Source organism: Pseudomonas akapageensis, assembly GCF_011355085.1.
GTDB lineage: Bacteria > Pseudomonadota > Gammaproteobacteria > Pseudomonadales > Pseudomonadaceae > Aquipseudomonas > Aquipseudomonas akapageensis.
In genome coordinates, this window is the sequence record NZ_VXCP01000045.1 from 43803 (window position 1) to 63002 (window position 19200).

A 19200-nucleotide genomic window follows, 5' to 3' on the forward strand; every position below is an offset into this window, starting at 1 on the left:
GCGAAATTCCTTCTTATCGGGTTGCGACGGAGGCCGCCAGAGGGGCGGGCCGAGCGGTGTTGACGGGTTTGACGAAACTGGCGCCGGAGTTGGCGAGCTGCTCGCGGACCTTGTCGACGATGTGCGCGCCGATCGGGATGGCCGAAGTAGCAGCAGGCGATGGGGCGTTGCAGACGTTGACGCTGCGGGCGGTGTTGACGAACACGAAGTCCTCGATCAGCTTGCCGTCCAGCGACACGGCCTGGGCGCGTACGCCGGCCGGGTAGGCGGTGAGGTCGCTCTTATTGATGCTCGGGCAGTACTTCTGCACTTCCTTGAGGTAGCCGCCCTTGAACATCGAGTTCTTCATCTCGATCAGGCCGGGGCGCAGGTTCTTCATCAGGACCTTGAGAATGCCCGGGGTGGTCAGGATTTCGAACATGTCCTTCAGGGAGATATCGGACTTGCGATAGCCTTCGCGCTTCATCGCCAGCACCGCGTTGGGGCCGACGGTGACAGTGCCGTCGATCATGCGGGTCAGGTGCACGCCGAGGAATGGCATGGACGGATCCGGGATCGGGTAGATCAGGTGGTTGACGATCTGGTTGTGCTGCTTGGGCAGCAGGTAGTACTCACCACGGAACGGGCAGATGACGAAGTTCGGCTTGATCCCCAGCATGCGCACTACGCGGTCGGACATCAGGCCCGAGCAGGTGATCAGGAAACGGCCGTGGTGCTCGGTGTTGCCGGTGCGTACCACGACTTCGTCGGGGCGCTCGTCGATGGCGACGACTTCGCTGTTGTAGCGGATTTCGCCACCGGCGGCTTCGAACTCGCGGCCCATGGCAGCGGTCACCTGGGCGTAGTTCACGATGCCGCTCGACGGCACGAAGATCCCGCCCAGGCCGACGATGTTCGGCTCACGCTCGCGCAGTTCCGCCGCTGACAGCCAGTCACGCTTGATGCCGTTGGCCTCGGTGCGGTCCCACAGCGCGCTCATGCGCTGCATTTCCAGCTCGTTGGTGGCCACCAGCAGCTTGCCGCACTCGTCGTAGGCGATGCTGTGCTTGTCGCAGAAGGCCTTGGTGGCCTTGTTGCCTTCCAGGCAGAAGCGCGCCTTCAGGCTGCCCGGGGTGTAATAGACGCCGGCATGGATCACGCCGCTGTTGTGGCCGGTCTGGTGCCTGGCCGGGCCGGACTCTTTTTCCAGCAGCAGGATTTTCGCGTCCGGGTAAACCTGGGTCAGTTGCATGGCCGTGGACATGCCCACAATGCCGCCACCGATGATGATGAAGTCGTACACAGCCATTAGCTTGCACCTGCCTGAATGTATTTATTTGGGAACGACGAGGGCCACACGCGGTGGCCCTGTCATTTCAGCGCTTGGCGAGCATTACTGGCCGCGCTGGTACATGGTTTTCTGGTAGCTGATGTAGCCGCGCTGGCGCATCAGCTCGCGGCGCAGGCCTTCGTGGGCGGTGAAGCGGTCACGGCCGTGCAGCCAGAACATGTTGTTGACCAGCACGAAGCTGCCGACCGGCACCGGTACCGACACCTTGTTCTCGCTGCCTTCCAGGGATTCGCTCATGGAGTTCAGCCAGATGCCTTCCTCGAAGTCCTTGGGCTGCACGAACTGGTCGATGTAGCGCATGGTCGGGCGACCTTCGGCATCGTTGTCGAACACGGCATGGAACACGTCTTCACGCACGTTCTTGCTCGGTGGCGCGGTGAAGCGCATTTCACGACGGGCCAGCGGATGAGTGTAGTACTGGTTCAGATCTTCCCAGTCGTCCAGGTGCAGCAGCAGGGTGTTGCCGCCTTCCATGTTCTGCTCGTCGATCTTCATCATCAGCACGTAGTCGGTGCGTTCCTGGACGAAGGTGCCGTCGTTGTGCAGTTCCATCACGCGGTGTGGCTGGCGCAGGTAGCTGTCGGAGTTGTCGGTGTTCACCACCACAAAGCGGGCGTAGAACTGGCCGCTCATCGCGTCGAAGTTGGAACGACCGATCAGGTGGGCCACGGCCGAGGAGAACTTGACCATGTCATCGGCCTGGCTCACATCGTTCAGACCTTCGGGGGTGACCAGCAGGCCGCCGGTGGCGCGGTCCAGGATGGTGTTGACCAGTACCGGGCGCAGGGTGCCTTCGCACAGTTCGTCGAGGACCTGGCCGACGCGGAACCGCAGGAACGACTTGTACTCCAGTGCCTGGACCGGCCACTCGGCCACCGCCTTGACGAAGGCGTCGACGGTTTCCTTGGCGAATTTCAGTTCCAGCAGGCGCGGCGACTGCCTGGAGGGGGTGAGGGTGAAGCCCTTGCTCTCCGATGGCAGTGGCATCACAAGGTCCTGAATCTGAGTAAAGGCGTTCATGGCAGTTCCTGGTCAGAAGGTAGTGATTGGCGCCTGTCTGGATTGATCTGGATCAGGCATGGAGCAAAAATATCGCCATCCATTAAAAATGTCTACATTTTTGTGTAGAGGCGACAAAATATACTTTCGTCTAATGTTTTTCGTCTGATAGATGATTGGGTATGATTGGGTTTTGACCCAGTTCTAGGAGCAGCACCTTGGATAGCCTCACCCCCAAGCAGAACTCTGCAATCAGCGGGTATGAGTGGCTCAAGCAGGACATCATCCGTGGCGTGTTCAAACCCGGTGAAAAGCTCCTCATGAGCGGGCTCAAGGAGCGCTATGACCTGGGCGTCGGTCCGCTGCGCGAGGCCCTGTCACAACTGGTGGCCGAGCACCTGGTGGTGGTCATCAGTCAGAAGGGCTACCGGGTCGCGCCCATGTCGCTGCAGGAAATGCAGGACATCTACGACGCCCGCGCCAACCTGGAAGCGATGATCGTGGGCCTGGCCATCGAGCGCGGCGACGATGCCTGGGAAGCGCAGATCCTCGCCCAGTGCCATACCTTGTCGAAGGTGATGGACGTGAAAACTCGCGAACAGGTACTCGATGTCTGGGATGAACGGCACAAGGCCTTCCATACCGCCATCGCTGCCGGTTGCGGCTCCAAGCACCTGTTGCAGGCGCGCGGCTACCTGTTCGACCAGGCCGAGCGCTACCGCCACCTGTGGTTGACCCAGACGGTGTTCTCCGAAGAAGCCCTGGAACTCAAGCGCAAGGAACACGCCGCGCTGGTCGAAGCCATCCTGGCGCGCGACGCGCCACGGGCCAGCGCGATGATGCGCACCCACTTGATGACGCCGGTGCCGATCATTGTCGAGGTGATGAAGCAAAGGGCTTAAGGCGGCAACTGGGCTTGCCGTTTCGGATAGTCTGGACCAAACTAACTGAACTTAGTTTGTTTTGGGGGGTGCTTATGCACACAGTCAATATCCATGAAGCCAAGACTCATTTATCGCGCCTGATCGATGAGGCCGTGAATGGTGAGCCCTTTGTGATTGCCAAAGCGGGCAAACCCCTCGTCAAGGTGATGTCCTTGAACACTCCGGCACCGGATCACATGAAACGCCTGGGCTTCATGGTTGGTGAAATAAAGGTGCCTGCTGATTTTGATCAGATGGGGAGTGCGGAAATCGAGCAAATGTTTGGCGGTGAACAGTGAAGTTGCTGCTCGATACGCACATGCTTTTGTGGGCTGCCGGGGATCCAGAGCGTCTGTCACTTGACGCCCGTGAGTTGATTGGCGCGCCTGAAAACGATTTGTTCTTCAGTGCTGCCAGCTTGTGGGAAATCGCGATAAAGCATGGGTTGGGACGAGACGACTTTCAGGTCAATGCACGTGTTCTGCGCCGGGGATTGCTCGACAACGGCTACAAGGAACTTCCCATCGGTAGCGATCATGCTGTCGCCATCGATAGTCTTCCACCGATACACAAAGACCCGTTTGATCGCATACTCGTCGCCCAGGCAACCGTCGAAGGCATCACCTTGCTGACAGCTGATGCGTTAGTTGCACAATACCCGGGACCGGTGCGAAAGGTCTGAGCAACTCGATTCAAATACCCTGGTAGCGACGCCAATTTTCCCGTCCGGGCGCATAATTCATCTATAGGCAACACAGCAGGCGCTGCTTGCCGCGCCGGAATTTTCACGCCGGCAGCACACACCTTCACAAGAGGAGTGTCAGCATGCATTCCTATTCATCTTTTTCACCGGTCTTCCGGGATCGTCAGGAAGCCGGCAAGGCCCTGGTCGAAGCGCTGCGCCCGTTGTTGACGGAAACACCCGTTGTTTTGGCGTTGCCCCGGGGCGGGGTGCCGGTGGGCTACGAAATCGCCCGGGCTTTCAACGCGCCGCTGGACGTGGTCCTGTCGCGCAAGATCGGTGCACCCGGCCATGAGGAGTTCGCCATCGGTGCGATTGTCGATGGCCCTGAACCGATCTGCGTCGTCGACCAGATCCTGCTTGATTCGATGGGCATGTCGGCGCACTGGTTCGAAGATGCAAAAGCGCGGCAGCTCGAGGAAATCCGGCGGCGCCGCGAACTCTACTGCGGCCATCGACCGTCGCCCTTGCTGGCAGGGCGCGAGGTCATCGTCGTCGACGACGGCATTGCCACCGGCAATACCGCCCGGGTCGTGCTGATGTCGCTGGCAGGGGAGCAGCTCAAGCGCCTGATTCTGGCTGTGCCGGTCGGGCCTCGGGAAAGCCTGGAAAGCTTGCGGCCGCTGGTGGATGAGCTGGTGTGTCCGGTCGTCCCCGACTGGTTCGGATCGGTCGGCGCACAGTACGCGCATTTCGAACAGACCAGCGACGAGGAGGTCATCGAGTTACTGGACAAGGCGCGGCGAGCCCTGGGTTAGCTCGATGCCTCACTCGCTGAAGACTTTCAGCACATCCCCGGCGACCGCTACCCGCCGTGTCACCAGCTTGGCTTCGATTCGGTCCAGGTGTTCATTCATCAAACGCAGTGCGCCGGGGGCGTCCCGCTGCTCGAGCGCGTCGACGATCGCCGCGTGTTCCTGCCAGGCGCAGTGGCTGCAGGGCTGCTCTTCGAATTGGGCGATGATCAGTGAGGTCAGCGGCAGCAGGTCGTTGAGAAACTGTGCCAGCGGCGCGTTGCCGGCCAGGTTGGCCAACTGCAGGTGGAACTCACCGCCCAGGCGGATGGCGGCGCAGCGCTGACCCTGTTCATGGTGCTGGCGCTCGTTGTCGATCAATTCTCGCAGCTGGCGCAATTGCGCCGGTTTCGGGTTCTGCGCGGCCAGGCCGATCAGGGTAGTTTCGGCCAGGCGTCGGGCGTGCAGGATCTGCTGGGTTTGCTCGCTGTCGGGAGCGGCGACCTGGGCCTTGTGATTGGGCCGCTGGAAGATGACGTTCTGGTGCGACAGCTTCGCCAGTACACCGCGGATGATTGTGCGGCTGACACCGAAAACCTGCGCCAGTGCCTCTTCGGTCAGCGGGGTGCCTGGGGCCAGGCGTTGCTCCAGGATCGCGTCGAAAATCTGCGGGTAGATAGACTTTACCGAGACTTTGCTTGCGCCCGACGCAAGAGGCTGTTGGCGGGTTGTGTTCATCGTTTGCCTCCAGGGACGTGGCGTCATTTGCCCAGATTGTCATCGGGAATGTTCAGGGTGATGCCCATGCGCAGGCCTTCCTGAATGATGTGCTTGCGCATTTCGGCGCTGGCCAGGGCGCTGTTCTTGTTGCGGATGGCGCGCACCACGGCTTCGTTTTCCTGCAGGCGTTCGGCCAGGTGTTCGGGCGAGTTGCGCAGCATTTCGGCGCTTTGCTTGAGGGCGTTGCTGGTCTGCTGCACCACGTTCTGAAAGATCGGGTTGGACGTCAGGGTGAAGAGTTCTTCGTGGAAGGCGATGTAGGCGTTCAGGCCGGCTTCGCTGTCATTGGCTTCCAGTGCTTCGCGCATGTCCATCAGGGTCAGGCGCAGTTGGCCGACTTCCTTGCTACTGATCGACTGGGCGACCAGTCCGACGATGAAGGGCTCGAGGGTATAGCGCAGCTGCAGGACGTCTTCGAGGCTGGCACCGGCTACTGCGCTGTCGCTGCGTTGCGGTTCACTCGGGGCGCCATCGAGCACCACCACGCCCTTGCCGGGCATCGAGCGCACCAGCCCCAGGGTTTCCAGCACGATGACCGCCTCGCGCAGGCTCGGGCGGCTGATACCCAGCTGTTCGGCCAGTTCGCGTTGACCCGGCAGCATATCGCCTGAGCGCCACTGGCCACGGGCCAGGGCTTCTCGGAGTTTTTCCACGACCGAATTGACGACGGTTGAAGAGGTGATCACTGTTTGCTCCATGAAAAAGGCAGTAAAAGTCATTGTTCCGCCTGGGCCGGGGCCTGCACAAGGCAGGCTCCGGTACAGCTATCAGAACTGTTGGTGGTGCACCGTGGGTGCTGTTTTTCTGGGTTGGAAGGTGAAGCCTTCCTTGCCGGCCAATACGTTGTTGGCGCGGGTTGTGTCGATGTCTTTTTCCCAGCGGGCGATGGCCACGGTGGCCACGCAGTTGCCGATGAGGTTGGTCAAGGCGCGGCCGATGCCCATGAACCAGTCCACGGCCAGTACCAGCACCAGGCCGACCACCGGGATGGCCGGAATGGCGGTCAGGGTCGCGGCCAGGATCACCAGCGCCGACCCCGGGATGCCGTGGGCACCCTTGGAGGTGATCAGCGACACCAGCAGAATCGTCAGCAGGTCTGACATCGACAGCGGCGTACCGGTGGCGTTGGCAATGAACACGATGGCCAGGGTCAGGTAGATGGAGAAGCCGTCCAGGTTGAAGGAATAACCGGTCGGGATCACCAGGCCGACGGTGGAGCTGCCGATCCCCAGGTGTTCGAGTTTACGCATGATCTGTGGCAATACGGCGTCGGACGAAGCGGTGCCCAGTACGATCAGCAGCTCTTCGCGCAGGTATTTCAGCAACGGCAGGATACGCAGCCCCGACAGGCGCATCACCAGCCCCAGCACCAGCAGGACGAAGGCTGTGCAGGTCAGGTAGAACAAGGCAACCAGGCCGCCCAGGTGTTGCAGCGAGTCCAGGCCGTACTTGCTGGTGGTGAAGGCGATGGCGCCGAACACGCCGATAGGGGCCAGGCGCACGATCATGCCCATGATGCGGAAAATCACATGGCTCAGTTCATTGATCAGCCGGGATATCCCCGACGCCGCTTCGCCGACCAGGTTCAGCGCACTGCCGAACAACACCGAAAACAGCAGCACTTGCAGGATGTTGTTGTCGGCAAAGGCGCCGACCACCGAGGTCGGGATCAGGTCCATGAGGAACTGGGTGGTGCTGTGCATGTGTTTGCCGCGTTCGGCCAGGTCGCCCATGTCCGCATTCGCCAGTTGATCCAGATGGATGTTGGCGCCGCTGCCGATGCCGGAACTGAAGGCGAAGACCAGGCCGATGACCAGGGCCAGGGTGGTGAGGATTTCGAAGTAGATGACTGACTTGAGGCCGATCCTGCCGACCTTCTTCAAATCGCCAGCGCCGGAAATGCCGCTGACTACCACGCAGAAAACGATCAGCCCGATCAGCATCTTGATCAGCTTGATAAAGCCGTCACCCAAGGGTTTGAGCTGAATGGAGTATTCGGGAAAGCTGAGGCCGCAAGCGATGCCGAGCAGCAGGCCTACAACGACTTGGAGGAAGATCGAACGCGAGCACCATCTGAGCATGGGGAGGATCTCTGGTCGGTGTCCTGGCGTCGGTGCCTGGGGCAATGAGCGAGGACTTAATTGTTGTGGTCTTACCGGTATGTCCAGTGCACGCTCAGAATACGCTTTTCTTGGGGGCGTACAAGAGGGTTTGGGGTTTTTTTGGTTTTACCGGTCTGACCAGTTCGACACTGGAGCTTTGTCATCCTTTTACGCACACCACTTGTCGCAGGGTATGCACGATTTCCACCAGTTCGCGCTGGGCCTCCATGACGCGGTCGATGTCCTTGTAGGCCATCGGGATTTCATCAATGACGTCGGCGTCCTTGCGGCATTCCACATGGGCGGTGGCGCGGATCTGGTCGGCCACGGTGAACAGTTTTTTCGCCTGGGTCCGGCTCATGACCCGGCCTGCACCGTGGCTGCAGGAGCAGAACGATTCCTCGTTGCCCAGACCACGGACAATGAAGCTCTTGGCCCCCATGGAGCCGGGGATGATGCCCAGTTCACCCTTTTGCGCCGATACCGCGCCCTTGCGGGTAACCAGTACCTCCCGGCCGAAATGCCGTTCCTTTTGCACATAGTTGTGGTGGCAGTTCACTGCCTCGAGTTCGGCTTCGAAGGGCTTGGCAATGGCTTGCCGCGCCGCGCCGATGACCGCCTGCATCATCAGGGCGCGGTTCTGCCGGGCGAAATCCTGGGCCCAGCCGACGGCCTCGACATAGTCGGCGAAATGCCGGTTGCCTTCCTCGAAATAGGCCAGGTCGCGGTGGGGAAGGTTGGCGATGTGCTGGCGCATGTCGGCCTGCGCCAGTTCGATGAACTGTGTACCGATGGCGTTGCCGACCCCGCGTGAACCGCTGTGCAGCATGAACCAGACGCGGTTGACCTCGTCCAGGCAGACTTCGATGAAATGGTTGCCGGTACCCAGGGTGCCCAGATGGTGACGGTTGTTGGTTTTTTCCAGGCGCGGGTATTTGTCGGTGATGGCCTTGAAGCGTCCGGCCAGTGCTTTCCAGGCGTGGTCCGCGGCGCCGGGTACGTTGTCCCAGGCGCCCGTGTCGCGCTTGTTTCGGCCGAAACTGCGTCCATGGGGCACCGCTTTCTCGATGGCACTGCGCAGGCGACTCAGGTTGTCGGGCAGGTCGGCGGCGGTCAGCGAAGTGCGCACGGCGATCATGCCGCAACCGATGTCCACGCCCACGGCGGCGGGGATGATCGCGCCAACGGTGGGGATCACGCTGCCGATGGTCGAGCCTTTGCCCAGGTGCACGTCCGGCATGACGGCCAGGTGCTTGAAGATGAACGGCAGTCTGGCGGTGTCGATCAGCTGTGCGCGGGCTTCGGGCTCGACGGGCACGCCCTGGGTCCAGAGCTTGATGGGCTTGGAGCCTGGGACTTCGAGCAGATCGTAGGTGGGCATGGGCGATTCCTGTGCGGGGTCAGGAATATTTTACGCTGTTCTTGCGGGCCCTATCGCTGGCAAGCCAGCTCCCACAGGGAATGTGCACCACCGGCCCCTGTGGGAGCTGGCTTGCCAGCGATGAGGCCCGCCCAGACAACATCAAACCAACTGAGTCGCCGTATTCTTCACCACCGCCAACTCCGGATGCGCTACCAGCTTGTCGATATGCAGCTCATCATTGTTCAACCAGGTCTCGGTCAACACCCGATAGTGCTCCATGTCCTTGCAGCGCATGCGCAGACTGTAATCGAAGGGCCCGCTGATAAGCTGGCATTCGAACACCTGCGGGCAGGCCTTGACGCAGGCTTCGAAGGCTTTCTGGGCGGCGCGGCCGCTCTGGTTGGAGAGGGCGACCAGCACCAGCAGCGACAGCCCCGGGGACACCATCTGCACATCGATGATCGCCCCGTACCCGCGAATCACCCCGCGCCGTTCGAGCTTGCGCACCCGTTCCAGGCAGGGCCTGGGCGTGAGGTGTACCAATGACGACAGCTTTTCGTAGGTGATCCGCCCCTGGTGGCGCAGTACATCGATGATCGCCTCATCGATGCGGTCCAGTGGCGGCGAGGAGTGGTTGCCGTTGGCCTTCGTATCCATTGTCAGGTTATTCACTTCAATCGGTTGGACAGGAATTGCTGCAGGCGTTCACTGCGCGGCTGGTCGAGTATCTCGGCGCCGCCCTGTTCCTCGACCCTTCCCTGGTGCAGAAACAGCACCTGGCTCGAGACCTGCCGGGCAAAGCCCATTTCATGGGTGACCATGACCATGGTACGGCCTTCCTCAGCCAACGTCTGTATGACTTTGAGCACTTCGCCGACCAGTTCCGGGTCGAGCGCCGAGGTCGGTTCGTCGAACAGGATGATCTCCGGCTCCATGGCCAGGGCCCGGGCAATGGCCACGCGTTGCTGTTGCCCGCCGGAGAGGAACGCCGGGTATTGATCGGCAACCCGGCCTGGCAGCCCGACCTTGTCCAGATAGGCGCGGGCGCGGGCCTCGGCCTCCTGGGCGCTGACCCCGAGCACGCGGCGCGGGGCCATGCAGATGTTCTCCAGCACCGTCATGTGGCTCCACAGGTTGAAGTGCTGGAAGACCATGGCCAGGCGCGTGCGCAGGTTCTGCAATTGCGCCGGATGCGGGGCGCGGGCACCGCCTTTGCCCTGGCGCATCTCGATGGTCTGGCCATCGAGGGTGATGCTGCCGGCGTCGGGTTGTTCGAGGAAGTTGATGCAGCGCAGCATGGTACTTTTGCCCGAGCCACTGGCGCCGATCATGCTGATCACATCGCCGCTCCTGGCGTGCAGCGAAACACCCTTGAGCACTTCGTGGTCGCCATAGCGCTTGTACAGGTCCTGGACCTTGAGCTTGACGGCGGCGCTGTCGGCGACGGCATGGCTGTGCCCGGCCGGGCGCGATCGGGTCGGGGTGTTCGGGTGCGACGACAAGGCTTGTACGGATGGTTTCATGGGTTAGCCTCGGGTAGGAGCGAGAAAGGTCATCCAGCGGCGCTCGGCCAGGCGGAACGCGCCGACCAGGGCAAACGACAGCAGCATGTAGAGCAATGCGGCGATGCCGAACGACTGGAATGTCAAAAAGGTTGCGGCGTTGGCGTCACGGGCCACCTTGAGGATGTCGGCGATGGTCGCGGTGAAGGCCAGCGAGGTGGCGTGCAGCATCAGGATCGCTTCATTGCTGTAGGCCGGCAACGAGCGGCGCAAGGCCGCCGGTATCACCACGAACAGGTTCAGGCGCCAGCCGTACAGGCCATAGGCCCTTGCCGCTTCAACTTCACCATGGGGGATGTTGCGAATGGCGCCGGCGAAAATCTCCACGGTGTAGGCACAGGTGTTGAGCACGAAGGCCAGCAGGGTGCAATTCAACGCATTGCGGAAAAACTGGTCGAGCAAGGCGCTGTCACGTACCACCTCAAGGCCGTAGAGGCCGGTGTAGCAAATCAGCAACTGGATATAGAGCGGCGTACCGCGAAACAGGTAGGTGTAGAACTCCACCGGCCAGCGCACCCAGAAATGCTCCGACACCCGGGCGATCGCCAAGGGGATGGAAATGAAGAACCCCAGCACCATGCTGATAATGAACAGCCAGAGGGTCATGGAAAGGCCCGACAGGCCGTTGCCGTCACTCCAGAGGAATGCGGGGCCGTATTGCTGCAGTAATTCGATCATCGCGCCAACCCCTTGATGCCGATGTTGTAGCGCCGCTCCAGGCGTTTGAACACGCGGTTGGAGAGGGTGGTGATCACCAGGTAGACCAGGCCCGCAAGGATCAGGAAATACAAGGTGTTGTTGGTGGTCTTGCCGGCGTTCTGCGCGGCCTTGACCAGGTCCGACAGGCCGATGATCGAGACCAGTGCCGTGGACTTGAGCAGCACCAGCCAGTTATTGCCCAGGCCCGGCAGGGCAAAGCGCATCAGTTGCGGGAACAGCACCAGGCGAAAGCGCTGGGCCTTGCTCAGCCCGTAAGCGGTCGCCGCTTCCAGCTGCCCGGCCGGCACGCTCAAAATGGCCCCACGAAAGTTTTCGGTGAAATAGGCGCCGTAGATAAAGCCCAGGGTGATGACCCCGGCATCGAAGGGGTCGATTTCCAGGTAGCCCCAGCCCATCAGCTCGGTCAGGTCGTTGAGCCACAGTTGCAGGCTGTAGAAAATCAGCAGGATCAGGACCAGGTCCGGCACGCTGCGGATCAGCGTGGTGTACATCGTCGCCGGCATGCGCAGTACACGCACCCGGGACAGTTTGGCGCTGGCGCCGATCAGGCCCAGGGCCAGACTCAGCAGCAGCGACAGCGCGGCAAGTTTGAGGGTCATCCAGGTGCCTTGCGCCAGCAAGGGGCCAAAGCCTTGCAGGCTCAAGGCCTGCAGGCCCATCGAGTCGAGGAAGTCATTCACGGGAAGAGTCTCAGTAAGGCGGGAGACGAAGACCAACACTGACCCGGCAGCGCCGGGTCAGTGGCCGGTGATTCACTCGTTGTAGATATCCAGCTCGCCGACGTATTTCTTCTGGATGGCGGCGAAGGTGCCGTCGGCATGCACGGCGGCGATGCCCTTGTTGATCAGCGCCATCAGCTCGGTGTCGTTCTTGCGCAGGCCCATGGCGATGTCCAGGGGCAGGGTCGGGTCCTTGATCGCCGGGCCGCTCTTGAAGTCGGCGCCTTCGGGCTTGGACAGAAAGTTCAGCTCGGCTTCCAGTTTGTCGGTCAGGGTGGCGTCCAGGCGGCCATTGATCAGGTCGGCGTAGTTCTGGTCCTGGGCCTGGTAGGCCTTGACCTGAACCCCGAGCGGGGTCAGCTTGGCGCGGGCGTAGGCCTCTTGCAACGAGCCTTGCAGCACACCGATCTGCTTGCCCTTGAGCGATTCGGGCGTATCGCCGAAACCGGCATTCTTGCGGGTGATCACCGAGGTCGGGCTGAGGAACAGGCGGTCGGAGAAATCGATCTGCTTCTGCCGCGCCGGGGTCACGGCCATGGACGACATGATCGCGTCGAACTTGCGTGCGCGCAGGGCCGGGATCATGCCGTCGAATTCGTTGTGTACCCACACGCATTTGACTTCGAGCTTGGCGCAGATGGCATTGCCCAGTTCAATGTCGAAACCTTGCAGGCTGCCGTCGGCGGCAACGGACTCGAAGGGAGGGTAATCGGGGAAGACACCAAAGCGGATTTCTTTCCATTCCTGGGCTTGCGCGACGCTGGCGCACAGCGGCAGTACGAGCACGGCGAGGAGCTTTTTCAGTGAAGTCATTTTCAGTATCCCTGTGTTTTGTAGTTGGATTAGGGCAGTAGAAAGGTGTCTGTCCTTGGCGTGGTCGTTTGCTGACTCTTCGGTCGCGCCAAGAATGCGTGATGCTTGGGTTTTTTTTTTGTCGTTAAGCCTTTTTGAGCTGCGGGAATCGGCTGTTAAAACTTTTGTGACAGCCGAATCCGCTGTGGCATCGCCTGTTTAGGCTCCGGGGCAGCGCGTTTTACTCAGGCGCGCTTCTTTTGTGCTGGCGCAACCTGTGGTTGCAGGCGAGCGAACAGGTCCTTGGGGTTGCGCAGGTCAGGCACCAGCTCGAGCTCGCTGCCGATGTCCAAAGTGCGGGCTACATCGAGGACGTAGCGCAGCGCGGAATAGTCTTCCAGGGCAAAGCCGACCGAGTCGAACAGGGTCACGTCCTGATCGCTGTCGCGACCGGTGACTTCGCCCTGGACCACGCGCCAGAACTCGGTGACAGGCGAGTTGGCGGGCATCTGCTGGATCTCGCCTTCGATGCGGCTTTGCGGTTCGTATTCGACGAACACCCGGGCACTTTCGACGATGTCGCGGTGCAGCTCGGTCTTGCCCGGGCAGTCGCCACCGACGGCATTCAGGTGCATCCCCGGCTCGATCATGTCTGCGGTCAGGATGGTGGCGTAGGCCTTGTCGGCGGTCACGGTGGTGACAATATCGGCGCCGCGCACGGCCTCGGCAACCGAGCCTGCGAAGACGACCTTGATGGCCGGGAAGTGGGCCAGGTTATTGGCCAGCTTGCGGGTGGCCTGCGGGTCGATGTCGAACAGGCGAATTTCATCGATGCCCAGCAGGGTGTGGAACGCCAGCGCCTGGAACTCGCTCTGCGAACCGTTGCCGATCAGCGCCATGCTGCGCGAGTTGGCGCGGGCCATATAGCGTGCGGCGAGGGCCGAGGTGGCGGCGGTGCGAATCGCCGTGGTCAGGGTCATCTCGCTGAGCAGCACCGGTTTGCCGGTGTCGACATCGCCCAGCGCACCAAAGGCCATCACCGTGAGCATGCCGCTCTGGGTGTTCTTCGGGTGACCGTTGACGTATTTGAAGGCATAGAGCGAGGCATCGGAGACCGGCATCAGCTCGATCACCCCCTCAGGGGAATGATTGGCCAGTCGCGCGCATTTCTCGAAGTCCTGCCAGCGCAGGTAATCCTCACGAATGTATTCGGCCATTTCCGACAGGCATTGCAGCAGGCCTTTACGGGCAACCAGGTGGCTCAAGTCGTTGACGTCGATATAGCGGGTCATGTTGATTTCCTCTATTTAGTTGCGCGTTGGCAAATGGACTTCGGCGAGCATGCAACGGGCGCTGCCGCCACCGATGCGTTCGATATGGTCGATGTTCACCACCACCGGCCGGGTGTAGCGCTCGACCTGCTGGCGCTGGGCCGGCAGCAGCGAACTCCAGGCGCTACGGGACATCACCAGCAGGGGCTGGCCATCCTTGTCGTGGACTTCGAGCATGTTGCCGGCGAAGGCTTCGAGCTGGTCGTAGTCCAGAGTCAGGATGTCCTTGCCGGTGTCGTGCAGTGAGCGTTGCAGGGCCTGGCGCTCGGTTTCCACCGGCAGCGCCTGCAGGCAGACCAGCGAGAGGTCGCGGCCGACGCTCATCATGACGTTGCTGTGGTAGATCGGCGCCTGGTGACGGTCGATCGCATGGAAGGCGCAGACGCGGTAGTCCAGGCGTTCGGCGAACTGGTGCAAGGCATCGACGTGGGTGCGTCCGGAATGGCAGGCATAACTGATGCGGTTTTCACGGTCCAGGACCATGCTGCCGGTGCCTTCCAGAAACAGGTTCTGCTGCTCCAGCGGGCTGAGGTCGATGGTGTTGCGGATGTCGAACCGTTGATCGAGCACCTGCAGCACGCCTTTGTTGCGCTCCAGGCGACGGTTCTGGCCTTCCATCGGGTAGAGCACCAGGCTGCCGTCGGCGTGGCTGCTCCACCAGTTGTTGGGGAAAATCGAGTCCGGGGTATGCGGCGCCGGCGTGTCTTGCACCACCAACACTTCGACGCCGTGCCGGCGCAGGGTATCGACATAACTGTCGAACTCTTCCAGCGCTTTTTGCTGCGCCTGTTCCGGGTCCAGCAACGCTTGCTGAAAGCGGTTGTTGAGGGCGGTATCGGGGTTGAAGGCGAACCGCGTGGGGCGGATCATCAGGACGGTATTTGTTGTTTGCATTGAGCACGCATCCAGGGGTTGGCAATGGGCTCATTTTCCGCTGGATGACGACGGGGTTCCGGCTGAACTGGGTGGGGTGGTCAGCGGGGAAAGCTGAAAAGCGGGGAGGGGCAGCAGAATCGGCTGGGGTCAGGAAATGATGGCCGAGAGTTCACCAAGCTCTTTGAGCAGGGCTGGATCCGGGCTTGCGACCACATCATTCTGAATCTGATAAATCACCGACTTGAGCAATTCGGTCTGATTCATGTGAGTGTTGTTGATCAACGCGTTCAGATCATTGGCAATGCGCGGTGAGACTTTCATCGAGAGACGACGTCGACAGACGCCGCGTGGTTCCATGAAACGATCCTGGGCATCCTTGTGGGCCAGTTGCAGCAGCGCTTTTGCTGCAGTGTCGCGGGCCAGGCGATTGAAGAAAAATGCCAGGATGACCTTGCGCATCTGGCTGCTGCCGCTCTGATCGATGGTGTGAATAGCCATGTCCAGCATGTCGATGTAAACCGCAGGAAGATTCGCATCAATTGCGATCAGTTCCTTCTGGCGGGCGTCTCGGATGGCAGGTGTGGATTGAGCAGGAATCGAGACCACCTGACTGCAGGTATCGCACACACCGACCAAAATCGCTTTGGCCATGCCTTTTCCGTCACTAAAAGGAACATCCCGTCGCAGGAACGTCGTCGTGACCGGCTTCTTGCAGTGAGTGCAGAGCGCTTTTCCGTGATCGCCTTCCTGGTAGAACTTCATGACGGGTTACCTATGGACACTGATGAACCAGGTGTCTGGCTCCAGGAAAAAGAACTTCACATACCAACCTTTGGTGATGATCACATGCACAATAATCGAGCGATCGACATGGTGGGGTGAGCACCTGTGCTGGGCACCGTTACTGTGCCTGAGTAACGCGGCCAGTTGATGAGGTGTGATTTCTCCGGTTGCCAACAGATTCTTCACGTCGATGTCATTGCGCGCTTCATGCTGGAAGTCACCGGCAAGCAGAGCGTTGATCACCTTGAACCTGGCGTCCTTGAATCCATATCCGGCTTTCAACCTCATCTCCACCAATCATACGAATAATTTCGTATAAAGCAAGTGAGAAGATAGGCTTACTCACTTGCTCGTGTCATGGAGATGAAAGCTACCGGGTAAGCCAGGAAAATCTGCCGGCGAGGAGGCGTGCAGGAAGTCAGTGATTTCCGAAATATTCGAGAAATTTTGAGTTGGAACTCGTTCCCACGCTCTGCGTGGGAATGCAGAGCCAGACGCTCCGGCGTCGAGCTATTGGAATGCGACGCAGAGCGTCGCCGGACACATTCCCACGCGGAGCGTGGGAACGAGGCGTACGAGGCGTTTCACGCAAACAGCGACTGTGCTGGTGGGCTTGAAGTCATCCGTCCCAGAATGGTGACGCCCTCATCGTCAACCTCAATCGCCTGATTGAGATACTTGGCCCGATCCGGCGTAAAGATCACGACCATCCCGGTCCGGCTGCAGGTGAGGGTGTATTCCTGGCTGGTATCGATCGACAAATCTTCACCCCGCAGGCCTTGCCATTGGGCGAGGTAATTGAGCGCGCCGAATTTTTCCTGCTTTTTCAACGTGCGGTCCACACCGCCTTTCCAGCCGAGCACCGGAAATTGGGCATGGATCTGGTAAAAGCAGCGTGATTTTAATCTATAAAAATCAATTGGTTATATTTTGTTTGATGAGAGCGGGTCTTGCCGGATCGCCGGACCGCCGCGATGGACGGCGCAGCCGTCCCAAGACAGTCAAACACTCAAGAAAACGTCATACAAATCCACGTTTTCTTCTTTCTCCAACAGAAACCCATCATCCTCGGCATAGTACTTGGCCTTTTCCGGATGCTCGCCGGCAAAGCGCTTGACCGCCTCGATGGAGTCCCAGACGGTGATCAGCAAAAAGTGGCTGACCGCACCCTCATCGCGACGGGTGAAATACACATTCGACAACCCTGCGACCGAACCATAGTCAGGCGCAGCGCGCACTCTCATGAATTGTTCGTACTGCTCGGCATCCTCGCGTTTCGTTCTTCCGTGCCAGAGTCGGACGATCATCGTTCACCTCGCTTGCGCGTCTCGGGCTGTGTTTACACCAACGCCTTGCTCTGCCGGCAATCGAGCACCAGGCACGCGCCACCCAGTTCACTGCTGGCCACCTTCAGATCAAATCCATGCAGGCTGGCGATCGCTGCCACGATCGACAAGCCCAGGCCGAAGCCGTTCTGTTGCTGACCATTTTCGGCCCGATAGAAGCGCTTGAAAACAGCTTCATGTTCGGACTCGGGGATGCCGGGGCCGCTGTCGTGCAGTTCGATGCGGGTACCGCCTTGCTGGTTGCTTGCGCGCAGGATCACCCGGCCACCGGGCGGGGTGAATTTGATGGCGTTGCTCAGCAGGTTGCCGATGGCTTCGAAGAGCAGGGCGCGGTCGCCGTAGAGCACAGGAAGTTCGTCCGGGGTTTGCAATTGCAGGGTGATCAAGCCTTCTTCGGCCAGCGGCAGGTAGAAGTCGTGCAATTCACCCAGCAAGGGCAAGGGGTCGAGTTGGAGGAAGCCGGCGCGGCGCTGGTGGTCTTCCAGTTCGGAGATACGCAGCAGGCCGCGAAAGCGCGCCATCAGGGTGTCGGTTTCATCGATGGCCTGGTCCAGTTGCTGGCTCAGGGCCGAGTCCTGCGGGGCTTGTTGCTGGATGCGGTAAAGCTGTGCGCGCAGGCGGGTCAGCGGCGTGCGCAGGTCGTGGGCGATGTTGTCGCAGACGCCTTTGACTTCCATCATCAACCGCTCGATCCGTTCGAGCATGGCATTGACGATGGCCGCCAGCATGTCCAACTCGTCGCGGCGGTTGGCCAGGGGCAGGCGCCGGGTCAGGTCGCCGGCGACAATGGCCTCGGCGCTGGCCTGGATCGCTCGAATTCGCCGCAGCGGGCGCCGCCGCAGCAAGTACCAGCCGGCGATGCCGGGGATGATGGTCAGCGACACGCCCCAGAGCAACGCATGCAGGATGATGCGGGTCACCGCGAACAACGAGCCGTTGTCGCGCACCAGCACCAGCCAGCGCCCATCCTGGGTGCGCTGGGCGACCGCGTCACAGCTGTCCTGGGGCAATTGCGGGTCGTTGGAGTCGATGCAGTCGGGCAGTTCGTGGATATGCCCATTGAGGTCCAGCTGGGGAGGGATCTGCCGGATCTGTCCGGCGAGATGCCGGAACTGATTGTCGAACAGCCCGTAGGCGTCGAAAGCGCGGGGGTCGAAGCTCTGGCTCGCGGCGAGGGCGGCGTCGAGTTGCGCGCCTTGCATGTTCGAGAACAGGTGCTGGCGCTGCAGCAGCGAATGTCGCGCCAGCTTGTTCAGGTAGTCCGAGACTTCAAAATAAAGCGCACCCATCAGGATGCTGCTCCAGGCCACGAAGAGAAAACTGTAAAGCGCCAGCAACCGGCTGGTGGACGAATGCCAGCCCTTAGAGGGGTTCGGCAATGACATAGCCGGAGCCCCTTACGGTACGAATCAGGGGCTGCTGGCCGGTGGCGTCGATTTTCTTGCGCAGGCGTCCGATGTGCACGTCGATCAGGTTGGTGCCCGGGTCGAAGTGATAGCCCCAGACTTCCTCGAAGATCATCATCCGCGTGAGCACCTGGCCGGCGTTGCGCATCAGGAAGGCCAGCAGCTTGTATTCGGTGGGCAACAAGTTGAGCGTCTGATCGCCACGCCGGGCTTCGTGGGTGATCAGGTCCAGTTCCAGGTCGGCGATTTTCAGGGCCGTGCTCTGCACGGTTCCCGGGTTGTGGCGGCGCAGCAGCACTTCCACGCGCGCGGCCATTTCGTCCGAGGCGAAGGGCTTGGTCAGGTAGTCGTCGCCGCCGGCGCGCAGGCCGCGCACGCGCTCGTCCACATCGGACAGGGCGCTGATCATCAATATCGGCGTGGACACGCCGATATTGCGCAAGGTGGTGACGATGGTCAGGCCGTCGAGCTCGGGCAGCATGCGGTCCAGGGTGATCACGTCATAGTTGCCGCCAATGGCCTTGGCCAGGCCTTCACGGCCATTGGCGACCCAGTCCACGTCCAGGCCGTGGCTGCTGAGCTCGGCAACGATTTCCTGTGCGGTGACGGCATCGTCTTCGATTGTCAGTACGCGGTTCATGGGGGCACCTGTGGCAGCGGATCGAGTCGCTGCATTGTGCCAAGAATAAGCC

Annotated in this window: 22 protein-coding genes and 1 pseudogene; 4 read left to right on the plus strand and 19 right to left on the minus strand. The window is 60.8% G+C overall.

Going from position 1 to position 19200, the window contains the following annotated elements:
- Positions 1-13: 13 nt before the first annotated feature.
- Complete coding sequence (gene lhgO, locus F2S13_RS24815) at positions 14-1282, minus strand: L-2-hydroxyglutarate oxidase (protein ID WP_166365927.1); 1269 nt, start codon at positions 1280-1282, stop codon at positions 14-16.
- A 90-nt stretch (positions 1283-1372) separates the two neighbouring features.
- Positions 1373-2350, minus strand: coding sequence for a glutarate dioxygenase GlaH (gene glaH, locus F2S13_RS24820; RefSeq protein WP_166365859.1), 978 nt, complete (start codon positions 2348-2350; stop codon positions 1373-1375).
- A gap of 197 nt (positions 2351-2547) precedes the next feature.
- Here glaH and csiR point away from each other — a divergent pair, with 197 nt between their 5' ends.
- The 4 genes from csiR (at position 2548) to F2S13_RS24840 (ending at position 4752) form a co-directional block, all read left to right on the plus strand.
- Positions 2548-3231 (plus strand): DNA-binding transcriptional regulator CsiR, encoded by a 684-nt coding sequence (csiR, locus tag F2S13_RS24825; protein ID WP_166365861.1) that lies wholly within the window; start codon positions 2548-2550, stop codon positions 3229-3231.
- 74 nt (positions 3232-3305) lie between these two features.
- A complete protein-coding gene (locus F2S13_RS24830) occupies positions 3306-3551 on the plus strand; it encodes a type II toxin-antitoxin system Phd/YefM family antitoxin (RefSeq protein ID WP_166365863.1) in 246 nt (81 codons plus the stop codon).
- Positions 3548-3934 carry a PIN domain-containing protein gene (locus tag F2S13_RS24835; RefSeq protein ID WP_166365865.1) on the plus strand — a complete coding sequence of 129 codons (387 nt, stop codon included), beginning with the start codon at positions 3548-3550 and terminating at the stop codon, positions 3932-3934. Before F2S13_RS24830 ends, F2S13_RS24835 begins: the two co-directional genes overlap by 4 nt.
- A 143-nt stretch (positions 3935-4077) precedes the next feature.
- On the plus strand, positions 4078-4752 hold the full coding sequence (locus F2S13_RS24840) for a phosphoribosyltransferase (RefSeq protein WP_166365867.1): 675 nt from the start codon (positions 4078-4080) through the stop codon (positions 4750-4752).
- Positions 4753-4761: 9 nt separating this feature from the next.
- Here F2S13_RS24840 and F2S13_RS24845 read toward each other — a convergent pair whose 3' ends face one another.
- From F2S13_RS24845 to F2S13_RS24925, 17 genes and pseudogenes are all read right to left on the minus strand, one after another.
- The gene (locus F2S13_RS24845; RefSeq protein WP_166365869.1) at positions 4762-5466 is read right to left on the minus strand and encodes a GntR family transcriptional regulator; all 705 of its coding nucleotides are present in this window, start codon (positions 5464-5466) and stop codon (positions 4762-4764) included.
- Positions 5467-5489: 23 nt separating this feature from the next.
- Positions 5490-6194 carry an FCD domain-containing protein gene (locus F2S13_RS24850; protein WP_166365871.1) on the minus strand — a complete coding sequence of 235 codons (705 nt, stop codon included), beginning with the start codon at positions 6192-6194 and terminating at the stop codon, positions 5490-5492.
- 81 nt (positions 6195-6275) lie between these two features.
- The gene (locus tag F2S13_RS24855; protein WP_166365873.1) at positions 6276-7589 is read right to left on the minus strand and encodes a C4-dicarboxylate transporter DctA; all 1314 of its coding nucleotides are present in this window, start codon (positions 7587-7589) and stop codon (positions 6276-6278) included.
- Positions 7590-7770: 181 nt separating this feature from the next.
- Positions 7771-8991, minus strand: coding sequence for an RtcB family protein (locus tag F2S13_RS24860; protein ID WP_166365875.1), 1221 nt, complete (start codon positions 8989-8991; stop codon positions 7771-7773).
- A gap of 141 nt (positions 8992-9132) precedes the next feature.
- On the minus strand, positions 9133-9630 hold the full coding sequence (locus F2S13_RS24865) for an Lrp/AsnC family transcriptional regulator (protein WP_166365877.1): 498 nt from the start codon (positions 9628-9630) through the stop codon (positions 9133-9135).
- Between the two features lie 11 nt (positions 9631-9641).
- Entirely contained in the window at positions 9642-10496 is an 855-nt protein-coding gene (locus F2S13_RS24870; RefSeq protein WP_166365879.1) for an ABC transporter ATP-binding protein, read from the minus strand.
- Between the two features lie 3 nt (positions 10497-10499).
- Complete coding sequence (locus F2S13_RS24875) at positions 10500-11213, minus strand: ABC transporter permease (RefSeq protein ID WP_166365881.1); 714 nt, start codon at positions 11211-11213, stop codon at positions 10500-10502.
- Positions 11210-11914 (minus strand): ABC transporter permease, encoded by a 705-nt coding sequence (locus tag F2S13_RS24880; RefSeq protein ID WP_166365929.1) that lies wholly within the window; start codon positions 11912-11914, stop codon positions 11210-11212. Before F2S13_RS24880 ends, F2S13_RS24875 begins: the two co-directional genes overlap by 4 nt.
- A 93-nt stretch (positions 11915-12007) precedes the next feature.
- A complete protein-coding gene (locus F2S13_RS24885) occupies positions 12008-12787 on the minus strand; it encodes an ABC transporter substrate-binding protein (protein WP_166365883.1) in 780 nt (259 codons plus the stop codon).
- A gap of 224 nt (positions 12788-13011) precedes the next feature.
- Positions 13012-14058 (minus strand): ornithine cyclodeaminase, encoded by a 1047-nt coding sequence (locus F2S13_RS24890; RefSeq protein WP_166365885.1) that lies wholly within the window; start codon positions 14056-14058, stop codon positions 13012-13014.
- Positions 14059-14073: 15 nt separating this feature from the next.
- Positions 14074-14991 carry a citrulline utilization hydrolase CtlX gene (ctlX, locus tag F2S13_RS24895; protein ID WP_166365887.1) on the minus strand — a complete coding sequence of 306 codons (918 nt, stop codon included), beginning with the start codon at positions 14989-14991 and terminating at the stop codon, positions 14074-14076.
- 129 nt (positions 14992-15120) lie between these two features.
- Complete coding sequence (locus F2S13_RS24900) at positions 15121-15735, minus strand: hypothetical protein (RefSeq protein WP_166365889.1); 615 nt, start codon at positions 15733-15735, stop codon at positions 15121-15123.
- A gap of 6 nt (positions 15736-15741) precedes the next feature.
- The gene (locus F2S13_RS24905) at positions 15742-16044 is read right to left on the minus strand and encodes a hypothetical protein (RefSeq protein WP_166365891.1); all 303 of its coding nucleotides are present in this window, start codon (positions 16042-16044) and stop codon (positions 15742-15744) included.
- A gap of 362 nt (positions 16045-16406) precedes the next feature.
- Positions 16407-16628: pseudogene (locus tag F2S13_RS24910) on the minus strand (hypothetical protein); the annotation flags it as partial.
- A gap of 129 nt (positions 16629-16757) precedes the next feature.
- On the minus strand, positions 16758-17063 hold the full coding sequence (locus F2S13_RS24915; RefSeq protein WP_166365893.1) for an antibiotic biosynthesis monooxygenase: 306 nt from the start codon (positions 17061-17063) through the stop codon (positions 16758-16760).
- 32 nt (positions 17064-17095) lie between these two features.
- Complete coding sequence (locus F2S13_RS24920; RefSeq protein ID WP_166365895.1) at positions 17096-18487, minus strand: sensor histidine kinase; 1392 nt, start codon at positions 18485-18487, stop codon at positions 17096-17098.
- On the minus strand, positions 18465-19148 hold the full coding sequence (locus F2S13_RS24925; protein WP_166365897.1) for a response regulator transcription factor: 684 nt from the start codon (positions 19146-19148) through the stop codon (positions 18465-18467). Before F2S13_RS24925 ends, F2S13_RS24920 begins: the two co-directional genes overlap by 23 nt.
- Between the last annotated feature and the right edge of the window lie 52 nt (positions 19149-19200).